Raw genomic sequence first — 23,008 nt, forward strand, 5'->3', positions numbered from 1 at the left:
AACGGACGCCGAACGACCCTCGGGAGGGCCCCGGAGCCGTGATACCGCTCCAAATCAGCCCCTTCCAGTACGTCGCGAACGGCGTGGTGTTTTCGAGCATCATCGTCCTCGCGGCCATCGGGCTGTCGCTCGTCTACAGCATCGCGGACTTCGCGAACTTCGCCCACGGCGACCTCATGACCGTGGGGGCGTTCTCCGCGCTGTTCTCGGTCGGCTTCCTCCGACCGATGCTGGGCGACGCGGGCGTGTTCGGCCTGCCGCTTTGGTTCTTCCTCGCCCTCGCGTTCGGCATGGGGGCGGCGGCGGTCATCTCCGTCATCACCGACCGCGTCATCTACCAACCGGTGAAGGGGTCCGACTCCATCGGCCTGCTCATCTCCAGTATCGGGGTCGCGCTGGTCTATCGCGCGCTCGTCTTCCTGTCGTTCGGGACCGAGGCCGAGCGCTACGGCGTCCCCAGGCAGGGGCCGATTCCGTGGGTCCGCGAGACGCTCGGTATTGCGGTCACCCCGCGCAACCTCGTCGTCGTGACGCTCACCATCGTGCTCGTGACCGCGCTGCACCTGACGCTGACGCGGACGACGCTCGGCCGCAAGATGCGCGCGACCGCCGACAACGCGGACCTCGCGCGGGTCAGCGGGATTCGGACCAGCGAGGTCATCCTCGCCATGTGGCTCATCGGCGGCGCGCTCGCCGCGGCCGGCGGCGTCTTCCTCGGACTGGAGGAACTCGTCCGCCCGCGCATGGGCTTCGACATCCTGCTCATCGTCTTCGCCGCGGTCATCCTCGGCGGCATCGGCTCCGTCTACGGCGCGATGCTCGGCGGCTTCGTCATCGGGATGGTCCACGAACTGGTTCCGCTGTTCTATCAGTGGGGCATCAGCCCGGTCGGCTCGCGGTACGCCGCGGCCGTCGCGTTCGTCATCATGGTCGCCATCCTGCTCGTTCGCCCGAGCGGAATCGCGGGTGATAGCGGATGAGCGCCGTGTCCTCGTGGGTGAGCGAGACGCTCGTCCGCGACGCGACCGAGCGGCGCATCTTCGCGGTGCTCGGACTCATCACCGTGTTGCTCGTCGTCGGCGTCCTCACCGGCGTCATCGGACCGCGGTTCCTCCTGTTCCAAATCGCGCTCGTCGGGATGTACGCCCTGCTCTCGCTCGGACTCAACGTCCAGTGGGGCTACGCCGGGCTCATCAACTTCTCCGTCGCCGCGTTCTGGGGCATCGGCGCCTACTGCGCCGCGCTGTTGACCGCACCGAACTCCCCGCTCGGACTCGGACTCCACCCGGTGTTCGGGTTCCTCGCGGCAATCGTCGTGAGCGCGTTCATCGCGGTGCTCATCGGTATCCCGACGCTCCGCCTGCGCGAGGACTACCTCGCCATCGCCAGCCTCGGACTGGCCGAAGTCATCCGCGCCATCATCCTCAACGAGCGGCGGTGGACCGCCGGGTCGAGCGGTATCAGCGGCATCCCGAACCTCATGTCGTGGCTCCCGCTGACAGACGCCGCGACGACGGCCGCAATCGTGGTCTTCCTCATCGCGGTCGTCTACCTGTTCCTCCGGCGCGTCCACCGGTCGCCGTGGGGGCGCGTCCTCCGGACCATCCGGTCCGACGAGGACCTCGCGAAAGCGCTCGGTAAAAACACCTACCTGTTCAAGATGCAGGCGTTCGTCATCGGCTCGGTCATCATGGCCATCGCCGGGGCGTTCTACGCGCACTTGAACCTCTACATCGACCCCTCCGACCTCGTCCCCCTGACGACGTTCTACATCTGGATCGCCGTCATCCTCGGCGGGACCGGGTCGAACCGCGGGGCGGTCGTCGGCGCGGCCGTCGTCATCGCCATCCGCGAGGGGACTCGCTTCCTCAACGACATCGGGTTCATCCAGACGCTCGGCATCGACTTGGCCCCGCTCCGACTGCTGTTCGTCGGCGGGCTCATCATCCTCATCATGCGCTTCCGGCAGGACGGACTCCTTCCGCCGAAGGACGAACTCATCTGGCCGGCGGCGCGCGACGAGAGCAGTACCGGCGGCGCGTCACCGTCGGGTGCCGTCCCGGACGGCGGTACCTCCTCGAACGGGGGTGACGACCGATGAACGACGACGCGTACGAGGGTGCGCGCCTCGACAAAAACGACGTCGTCCTGAAGACGACCGACTTGGAGAAGGCGTTCGGCGGCCTCGTCGCCACCGACGGCGTCTCCATCGAGGTCGACCGCGGGACCATCACCGGAATGATCGGGCCGAACGGCGCGGGGAAGTCCACGCTGTTCAACCTCATCTCCGGCTTCTACGAGAACGACGCCGGCCACGTCACCGTCAACGGGGAGGAAGTGACCGACCTCGAACCGCACGAGCGCGCCCGAAAGGGACTCGTTCGGACCTTCCAGACGCCCCGTCGGCTGGAGGGGATGTCCGTCCGCGAGGCGATGCTCGTCGGTCCCGGCCCGCAGAAAGGCGAGTCCATCTTCTCGCTTTTCTTCTCCGGCTCCGACGTGACCGAAGAGGAGCGGGCGAACATCGAACAGACGCGCGAGTTGCTCGAACGGTTCGAAATCGGGCACCTCATCGACCAGCCATCGACCGACCTCTCCGGCGGGCAGATGAAGCTCGTCGAGCTTGCGCGGGCGTTCACGACGGACCCCGACATCCTGCTTTTGGACGAGCCGGTCGCCGGCGTCAACCCGACGCTCGCAAACGACATCAAGCGGTTCATCCGCGAACTCAACGAGGAGGGCCAGACCTTCCTCATCATCGAACACGACATGCCGTTTATCATGGACCTCGCAGACCCCATCATCGTTCTCGACCAAGGGAAGGTGCTCATGGAGGGCTCGCCGGACGAAGTCCGCTCTGACGACCGCGTCATCGAGGCGTACCTCGGGGGGGCCGGCCCATGAGCAACCGCGCACTCGACGTCTCGGGCGTCGACAGCGGCTACGGCGAGGTGCAGGTCCTCAGCGACCTGACGCTCCACCTCAAATCGGACGAAATCGTCTGCATCATCGGCCCGAACGGCGCGGGGAAGTCGACCGTCCTCAAGACGGTGTTCGGCCTCCTCAAGCCGTGGACCGGCTCGGTCGAACTGGGCGGGCGAGACATCACCGGCGAGGAGCCGGAGGACCTCGTCCGCGTCGGGATGGGCTACGTCCCGCAGGTGGACAACGTCTTTTCCTCTCTCACCATCGACGAGAACCTCAAGATGGGCGGCGTCGCCCGCTCGGATGGCCTGCAGGCCCGAATCGACGAGCTGTACGACCAGTTCTCGATTCTCGACGAGAAGCGCTCGGCGAAGGCGCGGACGCTCTCGGGCGGCCAGCGGCAGGTGCTCGCGTTCGCCCGCGCGCTCGTGATGGAGCCCGAAGTGCTCCTCATCGACGAGCCCTCGGCGGGCCTCGCGCCCAACATCGTCAAGTCGGTGTTCGAGGACGTGAAGAAGGTGAACGAACTCGGAACGGCGGTCCTGATGGTCGAACAGAACGCCCGCGAGGGGCTCGGCATCTCCGACCGCGGCTACGTCCTCGACCAGGGGACCGTCGCCTACGAGGGCCACGCCGACGGCCTCCTCGACGACCCCGAAGTCTCGCGGCTCTACATGGGCGGCGCGGACTACGAGGGCGTCGAGGGCGAGTAACTCGCGAGCCGCGGGCGCGACCCGCGGCCGACGCTCCCTGAACTGCGGTCCGCCCGCGACCCCCCGCCGTTCTCGGCGAGAGAGGGCTCCAATCGGGCGGAATTTGGGACATCGCTTATTCTTCGGGTGGCCCGACCACCGGTATGCGACTCACGAGACGACGAGCCCTCGCCGCTGTGACCGCCGGACTCGGACTGCTCGCCGGCTGTACGGGTGGCGACCAGACGGAGATGCCGAGCGAGGAGACGGAGTCGGCTCCAACCGAGACGACGGCGTCGTCTCCGAGTTCAACGGCAACCTCTACACCAACACCGACACCGACACCGACACCGACAGCGTCGCCGACGCCGACGAGCGAACCACCGGATTCGACGACCGAACCGGCGTCGGGCGATGCGTCCGGCTCGCTCGTCGTCATGGAGGGCGTCGCCTTCTCACCGATGCGGCTCTCGGTCGAGTCGGGGACGACGGTCACGTGGGAAAACGGGGAAGCGCTTCAACACAACGTCCGCGCGGCGACCTTCGACGACGCGGCGACCGACTGGTCGTTTCAGTCCGAGACGGTCGGCCGCGACGGGCGGGTCACCTACCGCTTCGACGACCCCGGCGTCTACCAGTACGACTGCGGCATCCACGGCTCGACGGCGATGTGCGGAGTGGTCGTGGTCGGCGACGCGAGCTACGACGGGACGCTCCCCTGCGAGTGAGTCGGCGGTCGTAGAGACACAGAAAACCGGAGACGGCTACGCCGCGTGCTTTTCTATCTCGCCTTTGAGCGACGCGGCGTCGAAGTCGTGGTCGGGTCGGATGTTGACGAAGTCGAGGAAGTCGACGGCGTCCAAGAGCGCCTCGACCTCGTAGGAGTCGAGCGCCGCGGCGACGGCCTGCTTGGGGCCGACGAGCGGTTCGAGCGCGGCCAGTCCGCAGGCGAGGTCGTACGCGCGGGCGTCGCGCATCCCCTCGTCGTTGACGTTCGTCGCGTCGATGAAGTAGATGCCGTCCTCCCGGACGAGGACGTTCTCGGCCCTGAGGTCGCCGTGGGCGAGGTGGTTGTCGTGCATCTCCGCGAGCGCCGCGAACAACTCGGGCGCGAGCCGTTCGACTTCCTCCCGCGGGGCGGTGTCGAGCGTGTGGAAGTTCGGCAGGTATTCGAGGACGAGCACGCCGAGGCCGTCCACCTCGAACGCCTCGACCGGCGCGGGCGCTTGCAGGCCGATGTCGCGGAGTCGTTTCGTCGCTTCGAGTTCGTGTTCGGCCATCTCCAGCGGCGTCCCGAAATGTCCGAAAAAGCCCTCCGTCCCGCTGGAGAACGCGCCGAGGTTCCGCCCGGTCGTGAACACGGCGTGGACGAGCGAGTTCTGTTTGGAGATGACTTTCACGAACCACTCGTCGTCGACGACCATCGGGGTCGAAAGCCAGTTGTCCGCCTCGAGAAATCGGATGTGGAGGGTGTCGCGGTCGTATCGCCGGGCGAGTTCGCGGGCGACCGTCTCCAGACGCGGCCACCCGAGGCGGCCGCGGACGAGCCGACGGAGGTCCATGCACCCCCGTAAGACGAGGGGCGGCTTAACCTCGTGGGCCTACGACGATTCCTGTCGGACGGTCAACACGGGCGCGTCGGAGCCGCGGACGACGCGCTCGGCGACGCTGCCGATGAGATAGCGGTCGATGCCACTTCGACCGTGAGTTCCCATCACGACGAGGTCGATGTCCCGCTCGTCGGCGTGGCGGATAATCTCGCTCGCGGGGGTTCCCTCTGTGACCGCGGTCTCGACTTCGACGCCGGCCTCGCGGGCCCTCTCGGCGACGCGGCCTAACACCTGCTCGCCGCTTTCGAGGAGCGCCTCGCGGACCCGTTCGAGCGAGAGCGCGGGCGCGGCGTAGCCGACCTCGCGCACGTCCGCGACGTAGAGCCCCACGAGCGTCGCGTCGTAGGTGCGGGCGTGTTCGATGGCGTGGTCCAAGGCGGCGTCCGCACAGTCGCTGCCGTCGGTCGGAAAGAGGATGCGAGAGTACATACGAGAACGTCGGACCGCGGCGCAAAAAGACCCGGACGCCTATTCCCACGCGATGGGAGCGGACGGCCGGGGCAGTCGGCCCGAAAGCGGTCGGCCGCGCCGCCAACGGTAGTTCGATTCTTCATGGTCGTTCGATTAGTTTATGTCCGACACGGCGATAGTTGGTCGCATGGACTTCGACATCCCGGCCGAACACCGGATGATTCGCGACACCGTCCGCGAGTTCTGCGAGGAAGAAATCGCGCCCATCGCGCAGGACATCGAGGACGAACACCGGTTCCCCGCGGAGATATTCGACCAGTTGGCCGAACTGGACGTGATGGGCGTCCCCATCGACGAGGCGTACGGCGGCCTCGGCGGCGACCAGTTGATGTACGCCCTCGTCGTGGAGGAGCTCGGTCGCGTCTCGGGCGGTATCGGCCTGTCGTACGCCGCCCACGTCAGCCTCGCGTCGAAGCCCATCGAGCTGTTCGGCACCGACGAGCAGAAGGAGCGCTGGCTCACGCCGCTGGCGACCGGCGAGTACCTCGGCGGCTGGGCGCTGACCGAGCCCGGTTCCGGGAGCGACGCCAGCGACATGGACACGGTCGCAGAGCGGGACGGCGACGGCTACGTCATCAACGGAACGAAGCAGTTCATCACGAACGCGAGCGTCGCCGGCTCGGTCCTCGTGAAGGCCGTCACGGACCCCGGCGCGGGCTACGACGGCATCTCGACGTTCATCGTCGACCCCGAGAACGACGACGGCTTCGAGGTGACGACCGAGTGGGACAAGATGGGCCTCAACTGCTCGCCGACCTGCGAGCTCTCCTTCGACGACTGCTGGGTCCCGGAGGACCGACTCCTCGGCGAGGAGGGCGAGGGCTGGAAGCAGACCATGAAGACGCTCGACGGCGGCCGCATCTCCATCGCGGCGCTCTCGGTCGGGCTCGCCGAGGGCGCGTACGGCCACGCGAAATCGTACGCCCAAGAGCGCGAGCAGTTCGACCGGCCGATTTCGAAGTTCGACGCCATCCGCGACAAGCTCGTCTCGATGCACCGCAAGACCGAGCGCGCGCGACTACTCACCCACAAGGCGGCGACGCGGTACGACGCCGGCGAGCGAGTCAGCCGGGAGTCCGCGCTGGCGAAACTCGACGCCTCGGAGGCCGCCCGCGAGGTCGCCGAGGACGCGGTGCAGGTGCTCGGCGGCTACGGGTACACGACCGATTTCGCCCCCCAGCGGTTCTACCGCGACGCGAAGCTCATGGAAATCGGCGAGGGGACGAGCGAGATTCAACACCTCATCATCGGCCGCGAACTCGGCCTCTGAGCGGCCGTCGAGTTCGGCGACGACTCACTCCGACTCGGCCATCGCCGACAGTCGGGCGACGTAGGAGAAACTGCGGACGTGGTCTTCTTCTGTCGGCGCGTCCTCGAAGTCCGAGGGGACGGTAAAGGAGACGACGCGCTCGCGAATCGTGTCGTGCGGCTCGTCGCCTATCCAGCCGATATCGCGGTAGTACGACGCCATCTCCAGCGCGCCGCGACCGCCGAGCCGTTCGACGAGGTGGACACACCAGTCGAGGAGCACGCGCTCGGCCCGCGGGGTCCGGGGAATCTCGTCGAGGAACGGCTCGCCGTCCGACGTGACCACGGCGGTCGTCGCGAGGAGGCGCTCGTGAGCCACGTCGCTCCACGTCCGATTTGTCGGCGCGTCGACCCAGTCGAACGACCGGTCGCCGGCCTCCCGTCTGAGTCCGGGGCCGGTCTGGTCGTCGGCGACGTTGGGATGACGTGACTCGCGCGGCATCTATCCCTGCGTGTGCGTCCGTCCGAATTAAGCGTTCGGGCGGCAGTCCGCGAGTTGACATGTCTTCGGATCGCGCGGGCCACGATGCGGGTTTGTAGTGTTATAACTGATAACTCGAAGTACTACGTGAGTAGAGAACGGTCGGTTCGGGTTCGTCGCTCAATCGTGTGGGGTATTTATGTCTCTGGCAAGTTCGATATCAGACTTGATAGATAGGACGAACTGCTTAAGTTCCGAACCGCCTACACGTTTGATATCGCTCCGATGTGACACTCATCGGAAAGAACAGTTCCAAGAGAGTCACAGATGCGAATCACGACCACTACATGACCGGCGTTGGGCAGTTCCCGTACGCGTACGCGCTGTTCGCCGCGGGTATCCTCGCTGGAGTCGTGACGCTCGTCGTTCTCGGTCGGTTTCGGCTCTACTCGCGGCGCGTCCGCCTCCCGTTCGCGATTTTGACGCTCTCCGGCAGTATCTGGGCCACCGCGTACGGGTTCGTCTTCCTCGCGACGACGCCGGGCGCCGAACTGTTCTACGCACATCTCTCGTGGGCCGGCGCGGCCATCCTCCCCACCATCTGGCTCGTCTTCGCGCTCGTCTACGCCGGCGAAGACCAACTTCTCACCACACAGATGCTCGGCTTCCTCTCTATCGAGCCGGGCGTCGCAATCGCCCTCGCCCTGACGAACCACTCTCACGGCCTGCTTGGGTCGCCGCTCAACCTCTGGACGGCCGCGCAGACGGACCGACTCGGTATCCCTGGCCCGGGTCTCCTCGGCCCACTCGGCCCCGAACTCCTCCTCCTCGCCCACGTTGTTTACGGGGCCGGCGTCGCCCTCGTCGGCGTGACCGTCGTCGGGAAGACGTATCTCAAGAGTTCGAACATCCACCGGCGACAGGCCGGATTCCTCGTCGTCGCCGGACTGATTCCCATCGGCGCGCTCGTCGGCGAGTTCTTCTTCCCAATCCGCGTCAACCCGGTTCCCGTCTCCCTCGGGGTCAGTTCGGTCGTCGTGCTCTGGGCGCTGTTCAGACACCAACTGTTCGATATCACGCCCATCGCCCGCGACGCGATTCTCTCCGAGATGCGTGACGCCGTCGTCGTCCTCGACGGGCAGGACCGAATCGTCGAGTCGAACGGTGCCGCCTCGGAGCTGTTGGAGCGCCCTGTTTCCGAGTGCATCGGCGAGTCCGTCCTCGAAAGCGTCCGCGTTCCGTCCGAGGTTCGGTCGGTGCTGGACGGTCGAGACAGAGCCGAAGCCGTCGTCGAAGACGGCGGCACGTGTCGCTACTTCGAGGTCCGGTCCGAATCGCTCGGCGACCGGACTCGCGACCGCGCGCGCCTGCTCGTGTTCTACGACGTGACCGAGCGCCGCCGCACCGAAGAGGAGTTCCGCGCGCTCATCGAGAACTCGCGGGACGTCATCACCGTCCTCGACGAGGACGGCGAGCGGACCTACACCAGCCCCTCGATGACCGAGGTGCTCGGCTATCAGACCGACGCGCTCGTCGGGGAGTCGGTGCTCGACCTCGTCCACCCCGAGGACAGAGACCGGGTCGCCGACTCCCTCAACGCGGTCATCACCGGCGACTCGCCCGTGCGCGAGGAGTTCAGAATCCGCCACAAGAACGGTACGTGGCGGCGGTTCGAGACGGTCGGCGTCGACCTCCTCGACGACCCCGCCGTCGACGGCGTCGTGTTGAACTCCCGGGACGTGACGAGCCGCCATCGCTACGAACAGCGTCTCCGGGTGTTGAACCGCGTCCTCCGGCACGACCTCAGAAACGACATGAACGTCATCCTCGGCCACGCCGACCTCCTCCTCGACGAACGCATCCCCGCCGAGTCGAAGGACCACGCCCGGACGATAAAGCGGAAGGCGTCGTCGCTCGTCGAACTCGGCGAGCAGACCCGGCACATCGACACGACGCTCACCCGCGGGTCGTCCGGGCTCGAACCCGTCGAGGTGGTCGAGCGCATCGAGGCGCAGTTAGACGACATCGAGTCCGACTACCCCGAAGTCATCATCCACCGGAACTTCCCCGACGAGATGTGGGTCTCGGCGGACGACCTCATCGAGTCGGCCATCAAGCACCTCATCGACAACGCGCTCGAACACAACGACCGCGTCATTCCGGAGGTCGGCGTCACGGTCGAGCGGAGCGCGATGTCGGCCGACTACGTGGAGATTCGAATCGCCGACAACGGGCCGGGCGTCCCCGACGCCGAGCTCTCCGTCCTCGAATCCGGGACGGAGACGCCGCTCCAGCACATCAGCGGCCTCGGACTCTGGTTGGTTCAGTGGATAATCGACCGCTCGAACGGTCGGCTCCGGTTCACGGAGAACGAGCCCAGAGGGACCGTCGCAATCGTCGGACTCCGGAGCGCCGACCGAGCGGCGTCCATCAGCGACGGCGGAACGGTGACGAGCGAGTCGGAGACGGACTAATTGCTGGGAGAATAACTCGGTACCGACCGAACCGCGTCCGAACGCAGGAAAACGAGACGACCCGAGAGCCGAGCGTGTTCAGGCCGCGTCCCGGAGGCGTACCGCGAGCCTGTGTGCGCCCTCGGCCGGGGCGACAACCGGGTCGTCGGGGACGACCACGTTCACCGGGCGGTCGAGTTCCGCGGCGAGACGCGCTTCGAACTCCTCGACTAGACCGGGGATGCACGCCATCCCGCCGGTGACGACGAGCGGGCGGGCGCGAGCGAGCTGGTAAGTCTTCATGTGCGAGTTCGCCAGCCGCGAGAAGAAGTCGCCGAGTTCGGCGACCGCGCTGTCGAGGTAGTCGTCCAGCGGCTCCATCACGCCCCGCTCGACGGTGAACTCGTGTGCGCCCTCGGCCTCGCGTTCGACCGCGTCGGTAAAGGGCTCGAAGCCGTCGAAGTCGGCGCGGGTCTCCTTGTACTCGCGGGCGGTGGCGGGGTCGATAGCCACTCGCCCGTCGGTCTCGGCTTCGACCGCCTCGGCGATGCGCCGGTCGACGCGGTCGCCGGACGCCTCCGCGGAGACGAACGGGAGCAACCGCTCTCCGCGTCGGTACGCGCACGCTTCGAGGTTCGTCGCGCCGAGGTTGACAGCGACGAACACCTCGTCGAGCGCCTCCATGCCGTCGCCGAGCGCCGGAATCGACGCGCACAGCGATTCGGGGACGCCCCGCGCGAGCGCCTCGCCGATGCCGCACTCGCCGACCGCGGTGCCGAAGTTGGCGAGACCGACCTCGTCGTCGACGGTCGGCATCGCGTAGACGACGGCGCTCTCCGCGGGGAGGTCGTGTCGCTCGCAGAGTTCGCGGACGAACCGCTCGAAGCGCTCGGCGTCGCGGGCGGTCGCGGGGACGCCCGAGCGGAGCATGAACTCCCCTCGTTCGGAGGGCTGTCGGAGCGCCTCCCCGCCGTGGCGGCCGCTCCCGTCGCCGGCGAGCGCGCCCTCGTCTTCGTCGTCATCGCCGACGAGGCACGAAGGGAGCCGAACCGTCGTCGCGGCGTCGCCGTCGTCGAAGACGAGCGCGGTCCGGGCGCTCCCGAACTTGACGCCGACGGCCGTCGGCGCGCCGCTCTCGCCGGCTTCGTTCGTCGCGTCGGCGCCGTTAGCGGCGGCTCTGTCGTTCGTCATGCGGTATCAACTCGATTCGGACTCGGCGGGCGGGTGATGCGCGCAGTCATGGTATACACTCGGTTGTCGGAAGGAGAGACCGTGTTCGAGACCCGGCGGTCGGCGTCACACCATCGAGGAGAGACGGGCGACGTAGACCAGGCTCAGCAGGTGGTCGTCGACGTCGAGGTCGGTCGGTTCGTCGACGTCGGCGGAGAAGCCGAGGAGGTAGTCCCGGAGCGTCTCCTCGACGTCGGGCGTGACCCAGTCGACCGTCTGGTAGTACCGGAGGGCGTCCATCGCCCGCTTGAACCCGCCTTTGAGGACGAGAAACTCGAGCCAGTCGAAGACGACGCGCTCCGCGCCGTACTTGTCCGGAAGCGAGCGGAGGTACGGCTTTTCGACGCCGTCTTCCTCGCCGCGAGACTGGTGGACGAGCAGGTGTTCGAGCTGGCTCGACCGGAGCGCCTCGGACGCCTCCTGTCGGCTCCGGTCGAAAAGCGGGTTGTCGAACCGGAAGGGGCTCCGGTCGTCGAACCGGCCGTCGTCGAAGCGGCTGTCATCGAATCTACCGTCATCGAATCTACCGTCATCGAATCGGCCGTCGCCGTTCCGTCTGGGTCGTGGGGCGTCACGCGCGATACGTCGAAGTTCGTCTGGGTCGTATTCGTCCGGGTCCAAGTACATGGGTCACCTCGTTCAGGACGGCACGATTCCCCCCAAGTCCCCCGACTCAGGGCGGCGGAGAGCGCAGAGCGCTGTCCGTGGTGTCACACGCGATATCGCACCGTGTCGGTGAAAGCATTCGAAGGGGGCGACATAAATCTATTCGAGGCGCTATCAGAACTGATATCTCCGGTCGAACACCGAGACGTCGAGGGCAGTATCGTTGGCGGCTCGGCTCGGCGGACTCGGTCGGCGCTCGACGTGTTCACTCCGGGCGAGAGTCTCGTCGAAATTCGGCGGAAAAACAGCGCTAGAGGACGTGATTGCCGCTTTTTGCGCTCCGAACGCGGAGGTCGCCGGTCTCGCTGTCGAGCTCCAACGAGCGGCCGTGGGAACCGCCGACGTCCTCGGCGACGACGTCGATACCGAACCCGTCCAGCGTCGTTCGCGTCGCGGCGACGTTTCTGTCGCCGATACTGCCGTCGCCGTCGGCCGAAGTGAAGTCGAACATCGTGCTTCCCCCGGCGATTTTCGCGACGACGCGGTCGATGTCCGCCCCGGCGGCTCGCATCTCCGAGAGCAGGAGCTCGATGCCGGTGTCGACGAACTTCGCCGGCTCGCCGCCGTCGTCCGCCTCCGGGAGCATCGCGTGTGCGAGACCGGAGACGCCGGTCTCGGGGTCGTACAACGCGACGCCGATACAGGAGCCGAGACCGCTCGTCGTCAGCGTGCTCTCGTCGCCGGAGACGGCGTAGTCGGCGATTCCGACCTTGATTCGACCGGAGCGGGCCGCGGGCGTGTCCGTGGTGTATACTTGCATTGCTGAGGTGCCTCTACGGAGGGTTCACGCGGCGGGCGAGAGTTGCTTGAGCGCCTTGCGCAGCTCCGTCTCGTCGGGCAGCGCGTAGATATCGCAGGTGAACTCGTCGTCGTCCGTCCGAATGGTCGAGTCGATGAGGAACGCGTACTCCTGAGACTGCGCGAGATCGGTCGCGAGCGGGTCGATGATGGCCGACCCGATATCGTGGACGTGCTTCGGCGGCGAGATGTCGATGGTCGTTTCGAGCGCGTTGGCCCAGCCGTCGAGGAAGCCGGAGGTCGTGATGTTCCCGATTTCCTGAATCGCGCTCTGGCGCATCGCTTCGTCGCCCTCCATACCCGGGAGGAGGCTACTCGCGATGTTCTCGGCCGACGGCTCGTCGAAGAGGATGGCGATGTAGCCGCTCGGCGTCCCGCTGAACTCCAAGACGACGCCGCGGCGAACCGCGTCGGTCAGCGACATCGGCACCCCCTCGATGGGGACGAAGCTCAGCCGACTCACCTCGACGGTCGTGTCGATACCCGTCATCGCCGTGATGTCCTCCGAGGCCTGATTCGCGCCGTCGTTTATCATCTCGGAGAAGGCGGCGAACGACTCGACAGGGAGCGCGCCGTCCTCGCCGCTCGCCTCGACGATGGTCTCGATGGACGAGGCGGTCGGCACCATGTACAGGTCGAACTCGATGGCGTTGTCCGCGGCCTCCAACTGGTTGCGGAAGACGAGCACGTGCTCGTCGTCGCCGCCGTTCTCGAAGCCCTCGGCGTCGACGTGGTCGAGCGGGCCGTCGTTCTCGTCGTCGACGTAGGTCGGCGTCGTGATATCGACGGTGGTGTCGAGGTAGTCGGCCCAACCGTCGATGAAGCCGCCGAGCATGATGTTCGCGACCTCCTTCAGGCTACTCTCGGCGAGTTCTCCCTCGGCGTCGGTGGCGTCGATGCCCGGCATCAGCGCGTCGACCAACCGCTCTGCGGACTCGGGTGAGAACGCCAACACGGTGTGGCCGTCCAGCCCGCCCGAAAAGCCGATGTGGACGCTCACGAGGTCGCGCTCGGCGAACTCGTTTTCGACGTCTGACTTCGTTCCGAGTTCCACCTTGGTGACGTTGACGTACGTGTCGATACCGGCGAGCGTGGTCAGAGAGCCCGCGGCTTTCTCCGCGCCCGAGTGGGCGAGCCGACTGAACGTGCGAAGCGACCGGACGTCGAGATTCATGCCTCAGCCTGAATCACGTCGGCGATTGCCTGGAGCACGTTCGGCTTCTGGAACGGCTTCGTGATGTAGCCGTCCGCCCCCGCCTCGACCGCCTCGCGCATCTTTTCTTCCTGTCCGACCGACGTGCACATGATGACCGATGCGCCGGCGTCGAGTGACTTGATTTCGGACGTCGCTTCGATGCCGTTTCGAATCGGCATCACGACGTCCATCGTGACGACATCGGGTTCGAGTTCGCGGTAGAGTTCCACCGCTTCGACCCCGTTTTCGGCCTCGCCGACGACTTCGTGTTCACCCTCGAGGAGCTGTTTGAGGAGGTTCCGCATGAACGCAGAGTCGTCCACGACCAGTACCTTGCTTGCCATACCTCCAGATTTCCGAAAATCACACCATAAACCCTTCCTCCCCATTATCAAGGCTGATACGGCATCGAGAGCGCGGTTCGCCCGCGTCACACCGTATCGGCTGAGGATTCGAGCGTTCCGCCGCTCGAACCGGAACCCGTCACCGGCGCGTCATCGGCCGCATCAGCGTCGGCGCGGCGGGAACGAAGCGCCGGTGTCTTCGACGGCGTCGAGAAGGTCGCCGATGCTGTCGTCGCGTCCGAGTCCGTGTGCAGTCGCGAGCGCCTCGACGGCTCGGGCGGGATAGGTGACCTGCACCTCCGAAGCTAAAAGCAGGATACCGAGCACCTCGTCGCGCGGCGTGTCGGCGCTGCCGACGGCGTCGGCGTACCACGAGAGAAACGAGTTGACGACCTCGGTCACGTCGTCGGAAACGGTCTCGTGGCGGGTGACCTCGCCGTCGACGAGCGCGGTGGTGACGAGCGCGTGGTCCGCGCGGACCGCCCCGACGCGTTCGGCGAGCAGGCGGCGGGCGAGGACGGCCCGCTTTTTCGGGTCTTTCGGGAGGACGAGTTCGGGAGTCGGCGCGTCTTCGCCGCGCTCGCCGTCCTCGGTTTCGTCCTCGGAACCGGGCGGTGTGGCGGCCGCCGCGTCGGACGCTTGACGCTCGTCGTCGGCGGCGTCATCGACCGGCGTTGGCGGCCTGTTGTCTCCCGTCGAGATGACGTACCGGCCCGTGTCGAGCGCCGCGACGTGCTCGTCGCGGCTGATATCCAGGTCCTCCGCCCCGACGACACCCTGTTCCCGCGGGTGATTGGGAGGACGTTCGTCCTCGTCGTCCATCGGCGGATGCTCGGTGCCGTGGCATATAATCCCATCGTCACCGTGCGTGGGGGACTCACTACTATGACTGAGAACGTGGCAGATGGACAACCAACACATTGACAAGCCGCGCGTCCTGATAAATCTCCATCTATGGAGTCTGACAGGACCCTCTCGGCACTGGGGAACGAATACAACCCAGACATCCTCCGTGCCGCGGACGAACCCCACTCGGCACAGGAGTTCAGCGAGATGTTGGATATTCCCATCGCGACCTGTTATCGCCGAATCGAGGAACTGACGGCCGCGGGCCTCCTCGAACTGCACGACCGGGTTCTCTCCGACGAGCACCGACGAACGAACGTCTACCGCCGCGAAGTCGACGAAATCGTCGTCCGGTTCGAAGGCGACGACTACACGGTCAGCGTGACCGAGCGCCCGGAGGTGAAGAACAAACTCGACGACGTGTGGCGGAAGATTACGCAGGACTGAACCGCTCCGGCTCCGGACTCTTTTCTTACGTTTTCTGAGGTAAGTACCACTAGCGTCTCGCGTGAGCGTGCGAAGTATTTTACTTATCGACGCATCGGCCGTGCGATATCAGTCTTGATAGTGAGGGCCGTAGCGTTATGTAGCACCTGTCCCAGTTGACGAGTGACGGTTCCCCGCTCCCCGCTGAGTGTGGGACCAAACCCACGACAACCCATGTTCGAAAACATCAAAGAAGACCGGGGTCAGGTCGGTATCGGGACCCTCATCGTCTTCATTGCGATGGTTCTGGTCGCCGCAATCGCGGCGGGCGTCCTCGTGAATACGGCTGGCTTCTTACAGGCCACTGCCGAGGACGCCGGACAGCAATCCGTGAACAAGGTCACTAACCGTGTCGACGTCGTCAACGCCCACGGACTGGTCAACCAGTCCGGTGAGGAGCGTACCGTCGACCAGATCTTCCTGACCGTTCGTCTCGCGGCCGGCTCCGGAAGTGTCTCTCTCGAAGATACGACGGTCAAGTACCTGAGTGAGACCACCGCGCGGACGCTCACCTACAACGACACCAACGCCGCCAACGATCAGGCGGACCCCGCTAACCTGACGACTGGCAACAACTTCACCGCGGGCGTCCTCGAGGACAGCGACGGTTCGTTCGAGGTCCTCAACGAGCAGTCCGACCGCGCTGAGATCGTCATCAACACCTCGACGGTCGAAGGCTCCTCCGCCAACGGTACGGCGACGGGCCAGACGGTCAAGCTCGACATCACCAGCCGCAACGGTGGTACGACGCAGGTCATCCTGACGATGCCCCAGCAGCTCGCGGGCAAAGATAACAACGACCCCATCGCGCTCTAAGGAGGTTCATATGTTCAACAACATTACTGACGACGACCGCGGTCAGGTCGGTATCGGCACGCTCATCGTCTTCATCGCGATGGTTCTGGTCGCCGCAATCGCGGCGGGCGTCCTCGTGAACACGGCCGGCTTCCTGCAGGCGACTGCCGAGGACGCCGGTGAGCAGTCCGTGAACAAGGTCACCAACCGCGTCGAAGTCCTCAACACCCACGGGACGGTCGGCGACGGTGACCACATCGACAACATGACGCTTACTGTCCGTCTTGCGGCTGGATCGGACGCTGTGGACATGAACGAAACGTCGATTAAGTACCTCAGCAGCGACAACGTCGTCACGCTTACGAACAGTACGTCTGCAACGGCGACTGCAACGGAGTTCAACCTCTCGAAGGTAACCGATGACGATGGTTCCTTCGGCGTGCTTAACAGCATGAACGACCGCTACGAGGTCGAAGTCAACACGGATGCGATCGAAGGTTCTGGCCTCGAAACGGGCGAGCAGGTCACCCTCGAAATCACCTCCCGCACGGGCGGGACGACGCAGGTCATCCTGACGATGCCCCAGCAGCTCGCGGGCAAGACGCAGGGCGAACCGGTCGAACTGTAACCCGACTTCGCAGCTTTCCTTTCATTTTAGCGACCTCGACCGCCGAGCGGCGGCGCTGTCATGTGCTCGTGATACACAACTCAGAGAGACAACTAACTGGACCGGAACGACGCGCTCGCTCGCTGGGAGTCTCGGACAACACGTTCGCTCGGCGGTGACCACCGCGAGTCGCGTCGAGACGGCCGGGAGGTGAAACGAACCGAACTGGACCGTCCGACAGCGACACGACCCGGAGCGAACACAACCGAACTGACTTGACGAGCACGGCGCGCGCTCCGCGTTCGGGAACGTCGGAACAGTCGATTCGGTGAAGACAGAAAAAGAGCCGCCGAGACCGGGGCCGCTCGCCGACGAATCCGGCGCGTTACTCGGTCTCTTCGCCGAACCACGGCGGGGATTCGCCGACCATGGAGAACCCGGCCGCCTGCTCGTATATCTTGATGCCGCCCTGTGCGATCTCCAGCGGGAACATCGAGTTCTTGATGCTCTGCTTGCGCATCTTCGCTACCCAGATGTAGCGGTTGCTCGTCGCGCCCGCGGGGCTCTGGATGAGGTAGATGTTCCCGTCGGTCAGGAAGTTCTCGAGGCCGATGTCGGTCTCGGGGAAGATGGCCGACTGCTCGGTGGTCAGAAGCGAGGTGAGGCCGCTGTCCTTCAGGATGTCGATGAACTTCAGCAGGTACTGGCGCTGTTCTTTCTCGTCGTCGAAAAACAGCTGGAACATCGTCAGCGAGTCGAGGACGAGTCGGTCGTAGTTGGTGTCCTGCAGGTCGCCGAGGATGCGGTCGAGCGTCGTCGAGAAGTCACCGTCGCGGAGGAGCGTCCGCTTGTCGTAGACCTTGATGTCACCGGACTCGACGTACTCGTGCCAGCGGTCGAAGCCGATGGACTCGGCCGCCTCGCGGATGTCGTCTTCGGTCTCTTCGAAGGTGAGATACAGGCCGCCTTCGTCGAACTGGTCGACGCCGTTGTAGAGGTACTGGAGTCCGAGGATACTCTTCCCTGTCCCCGGGTTGCCGCTGATGAGCACCGCGGCGTTCTTGACGATACCGCCGTTCAGGATGGAATCGAGCCCTTCGACACCGGTCTTGACTAGTTCTGTCATGGTTGTGTTGAAACGTGTGTTGGCTGTCGGGCGAACATCCGTGCCGACGCCGGATAATTCTTCTTACCGCCGCTACGGCGTCGTCTGACTTTTATTACACGTCCACCGAGCGGAAATACCGGGGCGCACAAATATCGGGTCTGATAACGGGACGGGAACTTTCTTGTACCGACTTACGTACCTTGCACCAATGTTACCTGCTCCCCCGAGTCCGTCGGACCGCCCCGGCCGGTCCGCCGCTCGGACGGGTGACAGGCCGTCGCTCGAACGAATCGCCTCGCAGACGGTGCGGAGGTGCTCGCCGCGAGCATGATGGAGTGGCAGAACGACGAAGACACGGCCGACGCCGGGGACGAAACGGACACGGAAGGACAACACATGTCATCAGACGATGGACTTGGATTCGAGGAGGGGATAGACGACCTCTCCGACGAGTTTGGTGACTTCGGCGACGACCTCGACGACGGATTCGGCGACGACGACGAATTCGGCGGATTCGGCGACGACAACAGCGAGGAACTCGCAGAGCTCGAAGATCGCATCGGCGAACTCGAGAACGAAGTAAGCGCCATCTCGTCGGGGATGAACACCGTCCGCGAAGAGAACAAACAGATCGGTGAGACCGTCGAAGAGCTCGACGACACGATTCGCAAACTGCTCGACATCTACGAGATGGTCACCCGCGGCATCAACCCGTTCGTCGACGACGCCCGCGAGATGGGTGGCCTCGACGGCGGTGGCGGGTCGTTCGGTCTCTTCGAGGCGGAAGCCGAAGACGAAGAGCACCTCGACCCGGAGGTGGCGAACGCCGACGCGGAGTCGTTCTTCGACGACGACTTCGGCGAACTTGACGCCGAGGAGGGCGCGAAGGAAGCGGAACTCGCCGCGGAGGACGAACTCGTTGAAGCGGAACGCGAGAGCCCCGCGGACGTGCTCGATGACGACGACGAGACCGACGAGGCCGACGACTCGGGCGGCGCGGGCGGCGCGAGCTTCGACGACCTCAAAGAACAGTACGAGGAGGGCGGCGGCTGGGACGAAGAAGCGGAAGAGGAGGCCGACGAGGCCGACGACCTCGCCGCCGCTGCCGACCTGGAAGACGAAGAAGAAGCGACGTTCGACGACGCGGAGTCGGTCGAACCCGAGGTCGAGGCCGACGAGGACGAAGACGACTTCCCGGTCGAGGAGGCGCTCGACGCCGACCCGGCCGACGAAGCGTCCGAACCCGAACCCGAGCCCGAACCGGAGCCAGCGGTCGAAGACGCCGACGGCGACGTTCGCAAGACGCTCGACGAACTGGAGGCCGAGTACGCCACCGCGGCGATGGCCAAAGACGAGTTGTCCGACGACGCGGCCGACGAGGACGATTCGGCCGCCGAACCCGACCCGTCCCCGGCGGTCGAGGAGTCAGACGCCTATCTGACGGGTCTCCCGTCGAACTACGTCTCCGAGGTGCTCGTCCTCGAATGGGCCGAACACCTCGTCACGGTCGGCGGCGCGCTCGGCGCGTCGCGCGCGCTTCGCCAGTATCGGGAGCAGGACTGGATATCGCGCGCCGTCGAGAGCGAACTGAACGCCCACGTCGGGCAGATAGCGCCGTCGGTCGAAGACGCCGACGACCACGAACTCCGCATCGACGACCACCAGACGAGTCTCGCGTACGTCTGCCGCCTCGCGGAGGACGTTCCGCGGGGACAACTGTACGACGAGTTGGTCGCCTACGGGGGGAGATTCGATGGGATTCGGTGTTAGCGGCTCGACCGCGATTATCTTCCTCGGCGTCCTCGTCGCCACGGGGACGCTGTACACAGCGACGTCCAACGCGTCGGAGAACGTCCTCGAAGCGCAGGACGCCGACGCGGAGCGGGCGCTCGAACGGACGAACACGGACATCGCCGTCACGAACGCGACCTACGACGCGGGCAACGAGAGCCTCACCGTGAACCTGACGAACGCCGGCTCGGAGACGCTCTCGGTGAGCGAGACGACCTTGCTCGTCGATAACGTCTACGTCGACGTACCGGCGGCCAACGCGAGTGTCGACGGCGACACCGGGACGGACCTCTGGTACGCCGGCGAGAACCTCTCGCTCGTCGTCGATGCCGACCCCACGCCCGAGCGCGTGAAGGTCGTCACCGGGAGCGGCGTCGCCGCCACGGGGGCGGTGAGCTAGATGGCCGACATCTCCGTTCCGAGCCTCATCCTATTCATCGCCAGCATCGTCGTCGCCGCCGGCGTCTCGGGCGTCCTCATCGACACCGTGACCGGCATCAGCAGTTCGCTCGACGAGCGCGGCGGCGACGTGAGTACAGAGATCAGAACCGACATCGAAGTCATAAGCGACCCGCAGGCGGGCGTCTACGACGGCGCGAACGACAACCTCTCGGTGTACGTCAAGAACACCGGCCTCAGGACGCTCCCGGCGACCAGCGGCGGCTTCGATATCATCGTCGGCGGACAGTATCAGACCAACGTCACGGTGAACGTCGTCGACGGCACCGAGTGGCGGCCGAGCAACGTCATCGAACTCACGGTGACGGACATCGCGTTGAGCTCGGGCGACTACCGGATGACCGTCGTCGTCGACGGTGACGAAGAGGTGTTCGAATTCCGCGTATCATGAGCAGTCAATTCTCTCTCGGGCTATCCGGGCACGACCGTCTCGAAAAGGAACTCGGCGGCGGCATCCCCAAGGGTGCAATCGTCCTCATCGAAGGGGACTACGGCGCCGGCAAAAGCGTGCTGTCGCAGCGATTCAGCTACGGCTTCTGCGACGAGGAAACGGTGGTGACGCTCGTCTCGACCGAGTTGGGCGTCCGCGGCTTCCTCGACCAGATGCACTCGCTTTCGTACGACATCGTCAAGCATCTGCTCGACGAGCGAATCCTGTTCTTACAGGCCGAAATCGACAGCAGCGGCGCGCTCTCCGGCGGCAGCAGTCAGAAGGAGCGCAAACAGCTCCTCCGGCGGCTGATGGACGCCGAGACGCTCTGGGACGCCGACGTCATCATCATCGACACGTTCGACGCCATCCTGCGCAACGACCCGCAGTTCGAGGCGCTGGTCCGGCAGAACGACGAGCGGCAGGCCGCCCTCGAAATTATCTCGTTTTTCCGCGAGCTGACGACGAAGGGCAAGACCATCATCATCACCGTCGACCCGTCGTCGGTCGACGAGGGCTCCATCGGTCCGTTCCGCTCTATCGCCGACGTCTACTTCGAACTGGAGATGGTGGAGGTCGGAAACGACGTTCGCCGGAACATCTTCGTGAAGCGTTTCGCGGGGATGGGCCAGCAGGTCGGCGACCGCGTCGGCTTCTCCGTCCGGTCGGGTATCGGACTCGTCATCGAGTCGAGGAGCGTGGCGTAGATGGCGACCGAACACGGCTCCGCCAGACTGTCGGACGACCTCAAGCGCCTCGCGATGCAGTGGCCGCACCTGCGGGACCACCTCAAGCGGTTCCGTCAGATCACCGGCGAGTTCCCGATGCTCGTCGACGAGCCGGGCGACTACGAGTCCCGGCGTCCGAACATCATCTACCCGCTGGGCGGCCCCGTGTTCTGCCAGATATACGGCAACTTCGGCGAGACGACGAAGTACTACACCATCGAACCCGAGATGGACGACGACGAACTCGAGGTGTTCGGCCGGGTCAAGGACAAACTCCTCGAACGCAGCGTCTCGAAGCCGGCGCCCGAAGAAAGCGCCGACTACGAAGAGCGCATCGAGGAGTTGCTCTCCGAAATCGTCCACATCGAGGGCGACGACCGTGGGCCGCTCGGCTCCGTGGCCAAGCGACTCGACGTGGCCGGCATCGAGGTCTCGCAGACGACCTACGACAAGATACAGTACCGGCTCGTCCGCGACATCGTCGGCCTCGGGCCGCTCGAACCCATCATGCGCGACCCGGAGAACGAGGACATTCACGTCATCGGTCCCAGTCAGGTCGACGTCGACCACGGCACGTTCGGCCTGCTGGAGACGAGCGTCGAGTTCGACAGCAAAGAGCAGTTCGACAACTGGCTCCGCAACATGGGTGAGCGCATCGGCGACCCCGTCTCCGACGCCCACCCCATCGTGGACTCAACGCTCCCCGACGGCTCGCGTATCAACATCATCTACTCCGACGACGTGTCGCTGAAGGGGTCGTCGCTCACCATCCGTCAGGGCGACGACGTGCCGCTTTCGGTGTTCCAAATCGCAAAGTGGGGGACGCTCTCGCCCGAGTTGGCCGCGTACCTCTGGATTGCGCTGGAGAACGAACGCACCATCTTCGTGGTCGGCGAGACGGCGTCGGGCAAGACGACGACGCTCAACGCCATCCTCTCGTTCATCCCGCAGGACTCGAAGATTTACACGGCGGAGGACACCGCAGAGGTGCTCCCGCCGCACGACACGTGGCAGCAACTTCTCACCCGTGAGGGCCGCGGCTCCGACTCCGAAGTCGACATGTTCGACCTCGTCGCGGCCGCGCTCCGTTCCCGCCCCGACTACATCATCGTCGGGGAGGTCCGTGGTGAGGAGGGGCGCATGGCGTTCCAGGCGGCCCAGACCGGTCACCCGGTGATGCTCACGTTCCACGCGTCCGACATCGTCTCGATGATTCAGCGTTTCACCGGCGACCCAATCAACGTCCCCGAGACGTTCATGGACAACTGCGACATCGCGCTGTTCCAGAACCGCGTCCGCCGGGGCAACGACATCCTCCGCCGGGTGACGAGCGTCCAGGAAATCGAGGGCTACTCGAAGGAGATGGGCGGCGTCGTCACCCGCGAGGCGTTCTACTGGGACCCCGTCCAAGACGAGATTATCTTCCAGGGGATGAACAACTCCTTCATCATGGAACAGAAGGTCGCGACGCTTCTCGGCTACGACGACACCCGGAAGATATACGACGACATCCAGTTCCGCGCCGAACTCGTCCGCCGGGCGATTCAGGAGAACGTCCTCGGCTACCACGAAGTGAACGAACTCATCGAGGACTACCAGCGCGACGGCGTCGAGGGACTGCCGTTCGACATGGCGAGGGTGTAGC

General features: G+C 65.4%; 25 protein-coding genes. 15 read left to right on the top strand and 10 right to left on the bottom strand.

Annotation, left to right across the window (positions count from 1 at the left end; all coding sequences use genetic code 11):
• Positions 1-38: 38 nt before the first annotated feature.
• From AUR65_RS12975 to AUR65_RS12995, 5 genes are all read left to right on the top strand, one after another.
• Entirely contained in the window at positions 39-980 is a 942-nt protein-coding gene (locus AUR65_RS12975; RefSeq protein ID WP_058567264.1) for a branched-chain amino acid ABC transporter permease, read from the top strand.
• Positions 977-2,101, top strand: a complete 1,125-nt coding sequence (locus AUR65_RS12980; protein ID WP_058567265.1) for a branched-chain amino acid ABC transporter permease — start codon at positions 977-979, stop codon at positions 2,099-2,101. The genes AUR65_RS12975 and AUR65_RS12980 overlap by 4 nt, the downstream gene beginning before the upstream one ends.
• Complete coding sequence (locus AUR65_RS12985) at positions 2,098-2,904, top strand: ABC transporter ATP-binding protein (protein WP_058567266.1); 807 nt, start codon at positions 2,098-2,100, stop codon at positions 2,902-2,904. Before AUR65_RS12980 ends, AUR65_RS12985 begins: the two co-directional genes overlap by 4 nt.
• Entirely contained in the window at positions 2,901-3,638 is a 738-nt protein-coding gene (locus AUR65_RS12990) for an ABC transporter ATP-binding protein (RefSeq protein WP_058567267.1), read from the top strand. Before AUR65_RS12985 ends, AUR65_RS12990 begins: the two co-directional genes overlap by 4 nt.
• 143 nt (positions 3,639-3,781) lie before the next feature.
• Complete coding sequence (locus AUR65_RS12995) at positions 3,782-4,345, top strand: cupredoxin domain-containing protein (RefSeq protein WP_058567268.1); 564 nt, start codon at positions 3,782-3,784, stop codon at positions 4,343-4,345.
• Between the two features lie 36 nt (positions 4,346-4,381).
• Here the strand turns inward: AUR65_RS12995 and AUR65_RS13000 are convergent, their stop codons facing one another.
• Positions 4,382-5,179: an RIO1 family regulatory kinase/ATPase domain-containing protein gene (locus tag AUR65_RS13000; protein WP_058567269.1), complete on the bottom strand. Its 798-nt coding sequence runs from the start codon at positions 5,177-5,179 to the stop codon at positions 4,382-4,384.
• A 39-nt stretch (positions 5,180-5,218) separates the two neighbouring features.
• The gene (locus tag AUR65_RS13005) at positions 5,219-5,656 is read right to left on the bottom strand and encodes a universal stress protein (protein ID WP_058567270.1); all 438 of its coding nucleotides are present in this window, start codon (positions 5,654-5,656) and stop codon (positions 5,219-5,221) included.
• A 169-nt stretch (positions 5,657-5,825) separates the two neighbouring features.
• Here AUR65_RS13005 and AUR65_RS13010 point away from each other — a divergent pair, with 169 nt between their 5' ends.
• Positions 5,826-6,968 carry an acyl-CoA dehydrogenase family protein gene (locus AUR65_RS13010; RefSeq protein WP_042665684.1) on the top strand — a complete coding sequence of 381 codons (1,143 nt, stop codon included), beginning with the start codon at positions 5,826-5,828 and terminating at the stop codon, positions 6,966-6,968.
• A gap of 24 nt (positions 6,969-6,992) precedes the next feature.
• Here the strand turns inward: AUR65_RS13010 and AUR65_RS13015 are convergent, their stop codons facing one another.
• Positions 6,993-7,448, bottom strand: coding sequence for a FlaD/FlaE family flagellar protein (locus tag AUR65_RS13015; protein ID WP_058567271.1), 456 nt, complete (start codon positions 7,446-7,448; stop codon positions 6,993-6,995).
• Between the two features lie 326 nt (positions 7,449-7,774).
• On the opposite strand from AUR65_RS13015, the gene AUR65_RS13020 reads away from it, so the two are divergent.
• Positions 7,775-9,901, top strand: a complete 2,127-nt coding sequence (locus AUR65_RS13020) for a histidine kinase N-terminal 7TM domain-containing protein (protein ID WP_058567272.1) — start codon at positions 7,775-7,777, stop codon at positions 9,899-9,901.
• A 78-nt stretch (positions 9,902-9,979) separates the two neighbouring features.
• Here the strand turns inward: AUR65_RS13020 and AUR65_RS13025 are convergent, their stop codons facing one another.
• From AUR65_RS13025 to AUR65_RS13050, 6 genes are all read right to left on the bottom strand, one after another.
• Positions 9,980-11,071: a hypothetical protein gene (locus tag AUR65_RS13025; protein WP_058567273.1), complete on the bottom strand. Its 1,092-nt coding sequence runs from the start codon at positions 11,069-11,071 to the stop codon at positions 9,980-9,982.
• Positions 11,072-11,176: 105 nt separating this feature from the next.
• Positions 11,177-11,737 carry a FlaD/FlaE family flagellar protein gene (locus tag AUR65_RS13030; protein WP_058567274.1) on the bottom strand — a complete coding sequence of 187 codons (561 nt, stop codon included), beginning with the start codon at positions 11,735-11,737 and terminating at the stop codon, positions 11,177-11,179.
• Between the two features lie 289 nt (positions 11,738-12,026).
• Entirely contained in the window at positions 12,027-12,536 is a 510-nt protein-coding gene (locus tag AUR65_RS13035) for a chemotaxis protein CheD (RefSeq protein WP_058567275.1), read from the bottom strand.
• Positions 12,537-12,560: 24 nt separating this feature from the next.
• Complete coding sequence (locus AUR65_RS13040; RefSeq protein ID WP_058567276.1) at positions 12,561-13,748, bottom strand: chemotaxis protein CheC; 1,188 nt, start codon at positions 13,746-13,748, stop codon at positions 12,561-12,563.
• The gene (cheY, locus tag AUR65_RS13045; protein ID WP_004043735.1) at positions 13,745-14,113 is read right to left on the bottom strand and encodes a chemotaxis protein CheY; all 369 of its coding nucleotides are present in this window, start codon (positions 14,111-14,113) and stop codon (positions 13,745-13,747) included. Before cheY ends, AUR65_RS13040 begins: the two co-directional genes overlap by 4 nt.
• Positions 14,114-14,275: 162 nt before the next feature.
• A complete protein-coding gene (locus tag AUR65_RS13050) occupies positions 14,276-14,935 on the bottom strand; it encodes a DUF7500 family protein (RefSeq protein ID WP_058567277.1) in 660 nt (219 codons plus the stop codon).
• Positions 14,936-15,067: 132 nt separating this feature from the next.
• Between AUR65_RS13050 and AUR65_RS13055 the strand changes: the two genes are divergently transcribed.
• From AUR65_RS13055 to AUR65_RS13065, 3 genes are all read left to right on the top strand, one after another.
• Positions 15,068-15,406 carry an ArsR/SmtB family transcription factor gene (locus AUR65_RS13055; protein ID WP_004043733.1) on the top strand — a complete coding sequence of 113 codons (339 nt, stop codon included), beginning with the start codon at positions 15,068-15,070 and terminating at the stop codon, positions 15,404-15,406.
• Positions 15,407-15,619: 213 nt separating this feature from the next.
• On the top strand, positions 15,620-16,261 hold the full coding sequence (flgA1, locus tag AUR65_RS13060) for a flagellin A1 (protein ID WP_058567278.1): 642 nt from the start codon (positions 15,620-15,622) through the stop codon (positions 16,259-16,261).
• Between the two features lie 10 nt (positions 16,262-16,271).
• Positions 16,272-16,868 carry an archaellin/type IV pilin N-terminal domain-containing protein gene (locus AUR65_RS13065; RefSeq protein ID WP_058567279.1) on the top strand — a complete coding sequence of 199 codons (597 nt, stop codon included), beginning with the start codon at positions 16,272-16,274 and terminating at the stop codon, positions 16,866-16,868.
• A gap of 364 nt (positions 16,869-17,232) precedes the next feature.
• Here AUR65_RS13065 and AUR65_RS13070 read toward each other — a convergent pair whose 3' ends face one another.
• The gene (locus AUR65_RS13070; protein WP_058567280.1) at positions 17,233-17,973 is read right to left on the bottom strand and encodes an RAD55 family ATPase; all 741 of its coding nucleotides are present in this window, start codon (positions 17,971-17,973) and stop codon (positions 17,233-17,235) included.
• A gap of 294 nt (positions 17,974-18,267) precedes the next feature.
• Here AUR65_RS13070 and AUR65_RS13075 point away from each other — a divergent pair, with 294 nt between their 5' ends.
• From AUR65_RS13075 to AUR65_RS13095, 5 genes are read left to right on the top strand one after another with little or no spacing between them, the layout of a single operon-like run.
• Entirely contained in the window at positions 18,268-19,725 is a 1,458-nt protein-coding gene (locus tag AUR65_RS13075) for a flagella accessory protein C (RefSeq protein ID WP_233194369.1), read from the top strand.
• Positions 19,709-20,146 (top strand): fla cluster protein FlaF, encoded by a 438-nt coding sequence (locus AUR65_RS13080; RefSeq protein ID WP_058567281.1) that lies wholly within the window; start codon positions 19,709-19,711, stop codon positions 20,144-20,146. Before AUR65_RS13075 ends, AUR65_RS13080 begins: the two co-directional genes overlap by 17 nt.
• On the top strand, positions 20,147-20,596 hold the full coding sequence (locus AUR65_RS13085; protein ID WP_050458939.1) for a CARDB domain-containing protein: 450 nt from the start codon (positions 20,147-20,149) through the stop codon (positions 20,594-20,596).
• Positions 20,593-21,342, top strand: coding sequence for an ATPase domain-containing protein (locus tag AUR65_RS13090; protein ID WP_004970800.1), 750 nt, complete (start codon positions 20,593-20,595; stop codon positions 21,340-21,342). The genes AUR65_RS13085 and AUR65_RS13090 overlap by 4 nt, the downstream gene beginning before the upstream one ends.
• The gene (locus tag AUR65_RS13095; protein WP_058567282.1) at positions 21,343-23,007 is read left to right on the top strand and encodes a type II/IV secretion system ATPase subunit; all 1,665 of its coding nucleotides are present in this window, start codon (positions 21,343-21,345) and stop codon (positions 23,005-23,007) included.
• The last annotated feature ends 1 nt before the right edge of the window (position 23,008 follow it).

The sequence above is a fragment of the Haloferax marisrubri genome, from assembly GCF_001469875.2.
Taxonomy (GTDB): Archaea; Halobacteriota; Halobacteria; order Halobacteriales; family Haloferacaceae; genus Haloferax; species Haloferax marisrubri.

What these genes read in the sequence shown, in the direction of transcription:
- AUR65_RS12980 (WP_058567265.1), top strand. Translation starts at nt 977, where the DNA reads ATGAGCGCCGTGTCCTCGTGGGTGAGCGAGACGCTCGTCCGCGACGCG.
- AUR65_RS12985 (WP_058567266.1), top strand. Translation starts at nt 2,098, where the DNA reads ATGAACGACGACGCGTACGAGGGTGCGCGCCTCGACAAAAACGACGTC.
- AUR65_RS12990 (WP_058567267.1), top strand. Translation starts at nt 2,901, where the DNA reads ATGAGCAACCGCGCACTCGACGTCTCGGGCGTCGACAGCGGCTACGGC.
- AUR65_RS12995 (WP_058567268.1), top strand. Translation starts at nt 3,782, where the DNA reads ATGCGACTCACGAGACGACGAGCCCTCGCCGCTGTGACCGCCGGACTC.
- AUR65_RS13000 (WP_058567269.1), bottom strand. Translation starts at nt 5,179, where the DNA reads ATGGACCTCCGTCGGCTCGTCCGCGGCCGCCTCGGGTGGCCGCGTCTG.
- AUR65_RS13005 (WP_058567270.1), bottom strand. Translation starts at nt 5,656, where the DNA reads ATGTACTCTCGCATCCTCTTTCCGACCGACGGCAGCGACTGTGCGGAC.
- AUR65_RS13010 (WP_042665684.1), top strand. Translation starts at nt 5,826, where the DNA reads ATGGACTTCGACATCCCGGCCGAACACCGGATGATTCGCGACACCGTC.
- AUR65_RS13015 (WP_058567271.1), bottom strand. Translation starts at nt 7,448, where the DNA reads ATGCCGCGCGAGTCACGTCATCCCAACGTCGCCGACGACCAGACCGGC.
- AUR65_RS13020 (WP_058567272.1), top strand. Translation starts at nt 7,775, where the DNA reads ATGACCGGCGTTGGGCAGTTCCCGTACGCGTACGCGCTGTTCGCCGCG.
- AUR65_RS13025 (WP_058567273.1), bottom strand. Translation starts at nt 11,071, where the DNA reads ATGACGAACGACAGAGCCGCCGCTAACGGCGCCGACGCGACGAACGAA.
- AUR65_RS13030 (WP_058567274.1), bottom strand. Translation starts at nt 11,737, where the DNA reads ATGTACTTGGACCCGGACGAATACGACCCAGACGAACTTCGACGTATC.
- AUR65_RS13035 (WP_058567275.1), bottom strand. Translation starts at nt 12,536, where the DNA reads ATGCAAGTATACACCACGGACACGCCCGCGGCCCGCTCCGGTCGAATC.
- AUR65_RS13040 (WP_058567276.1), bottom strand. Translation starts at nt 13,748, where the DNA reads ATGAATCTCGACGTCCGGTCGCTTCGCACGTTCAGTCGGCTCGCCCAC.
- cheY (WP_004043735.1), bottom strand. Translation starts at nt 14,113, where the DNA reads ATGGCAAGCAAGGTACTGGTCGTGGACGACTCTGCGTTCATGCGGAAC.
- AUR65_RS13050 (WP_058567277.1), bottom strand. Translation starts at nt 14,935, where the DNA reads ATGGACGACGAGGACGAACGTCCTCCCAATCACCCGCGGGAACAGGGT.
- AUR65_RS13055 (WP_004043733.1), top strand. Translation starts at nt 15,068, where the DNA reads ATGGAGTCTGACAGGACCCTCTCGGCACTGGGGAACGAATACAACCCA.
- flgA1 (WP_058567278.1), top strand. Translation starts at nt 15,620, where the DNA reads ATGTTCGAAAACATCAAAGAAGACCGGGGTCAGGTCGGTATCGGGACC.
- AUR65_RS13065 (WP_058567279.1), top strand. Translation starts at nt 16,272, where the DNA reads ATGTTCAACAACATTACTGACGACGACCGCGGTCAGGTCGGTATCGGC.
- AUR65_RS13070 (WP_058567280.1), bottom strand. Translation starts at nt 17,973, where the DNA reads ATGACAGAACTAGTCAAGACCGGTGTCGAAGGGCTCGATTCCATCCTG.
- AUR65_RS13080 (WP_058567281.1), top strand. Translation starts at nt 19,709, where the DNA reads ATGGGATTCGGTGTTAGCGGCTCGACCGCGATTATCTTCCTCGGCGTC.
- AUR65_RS13085 (WP_050458939.1), top strand. Translation starts at nt 20,147, where the DNA reads ATGGCCGACATCTCCGTTCCGAGCCTCATCCTATTCATCGCCAGCATC.
- AUR65_RS13090 (WP_004970800.1), top strand. Translation starts at nt 20,593, where the DNA reads ATGAGCAGTCAATTCTCTCTCGGGCTATCCGGGCACGACCGTCTCGAA.
- AUR65_RS13095 (WP_058567282.1), top strand. Translation starts at nt 21,343, where the DNA reads ATGGCGACCGAACACGGCTCCGCCAGACTGTCGGACGACCTCAAGCGC.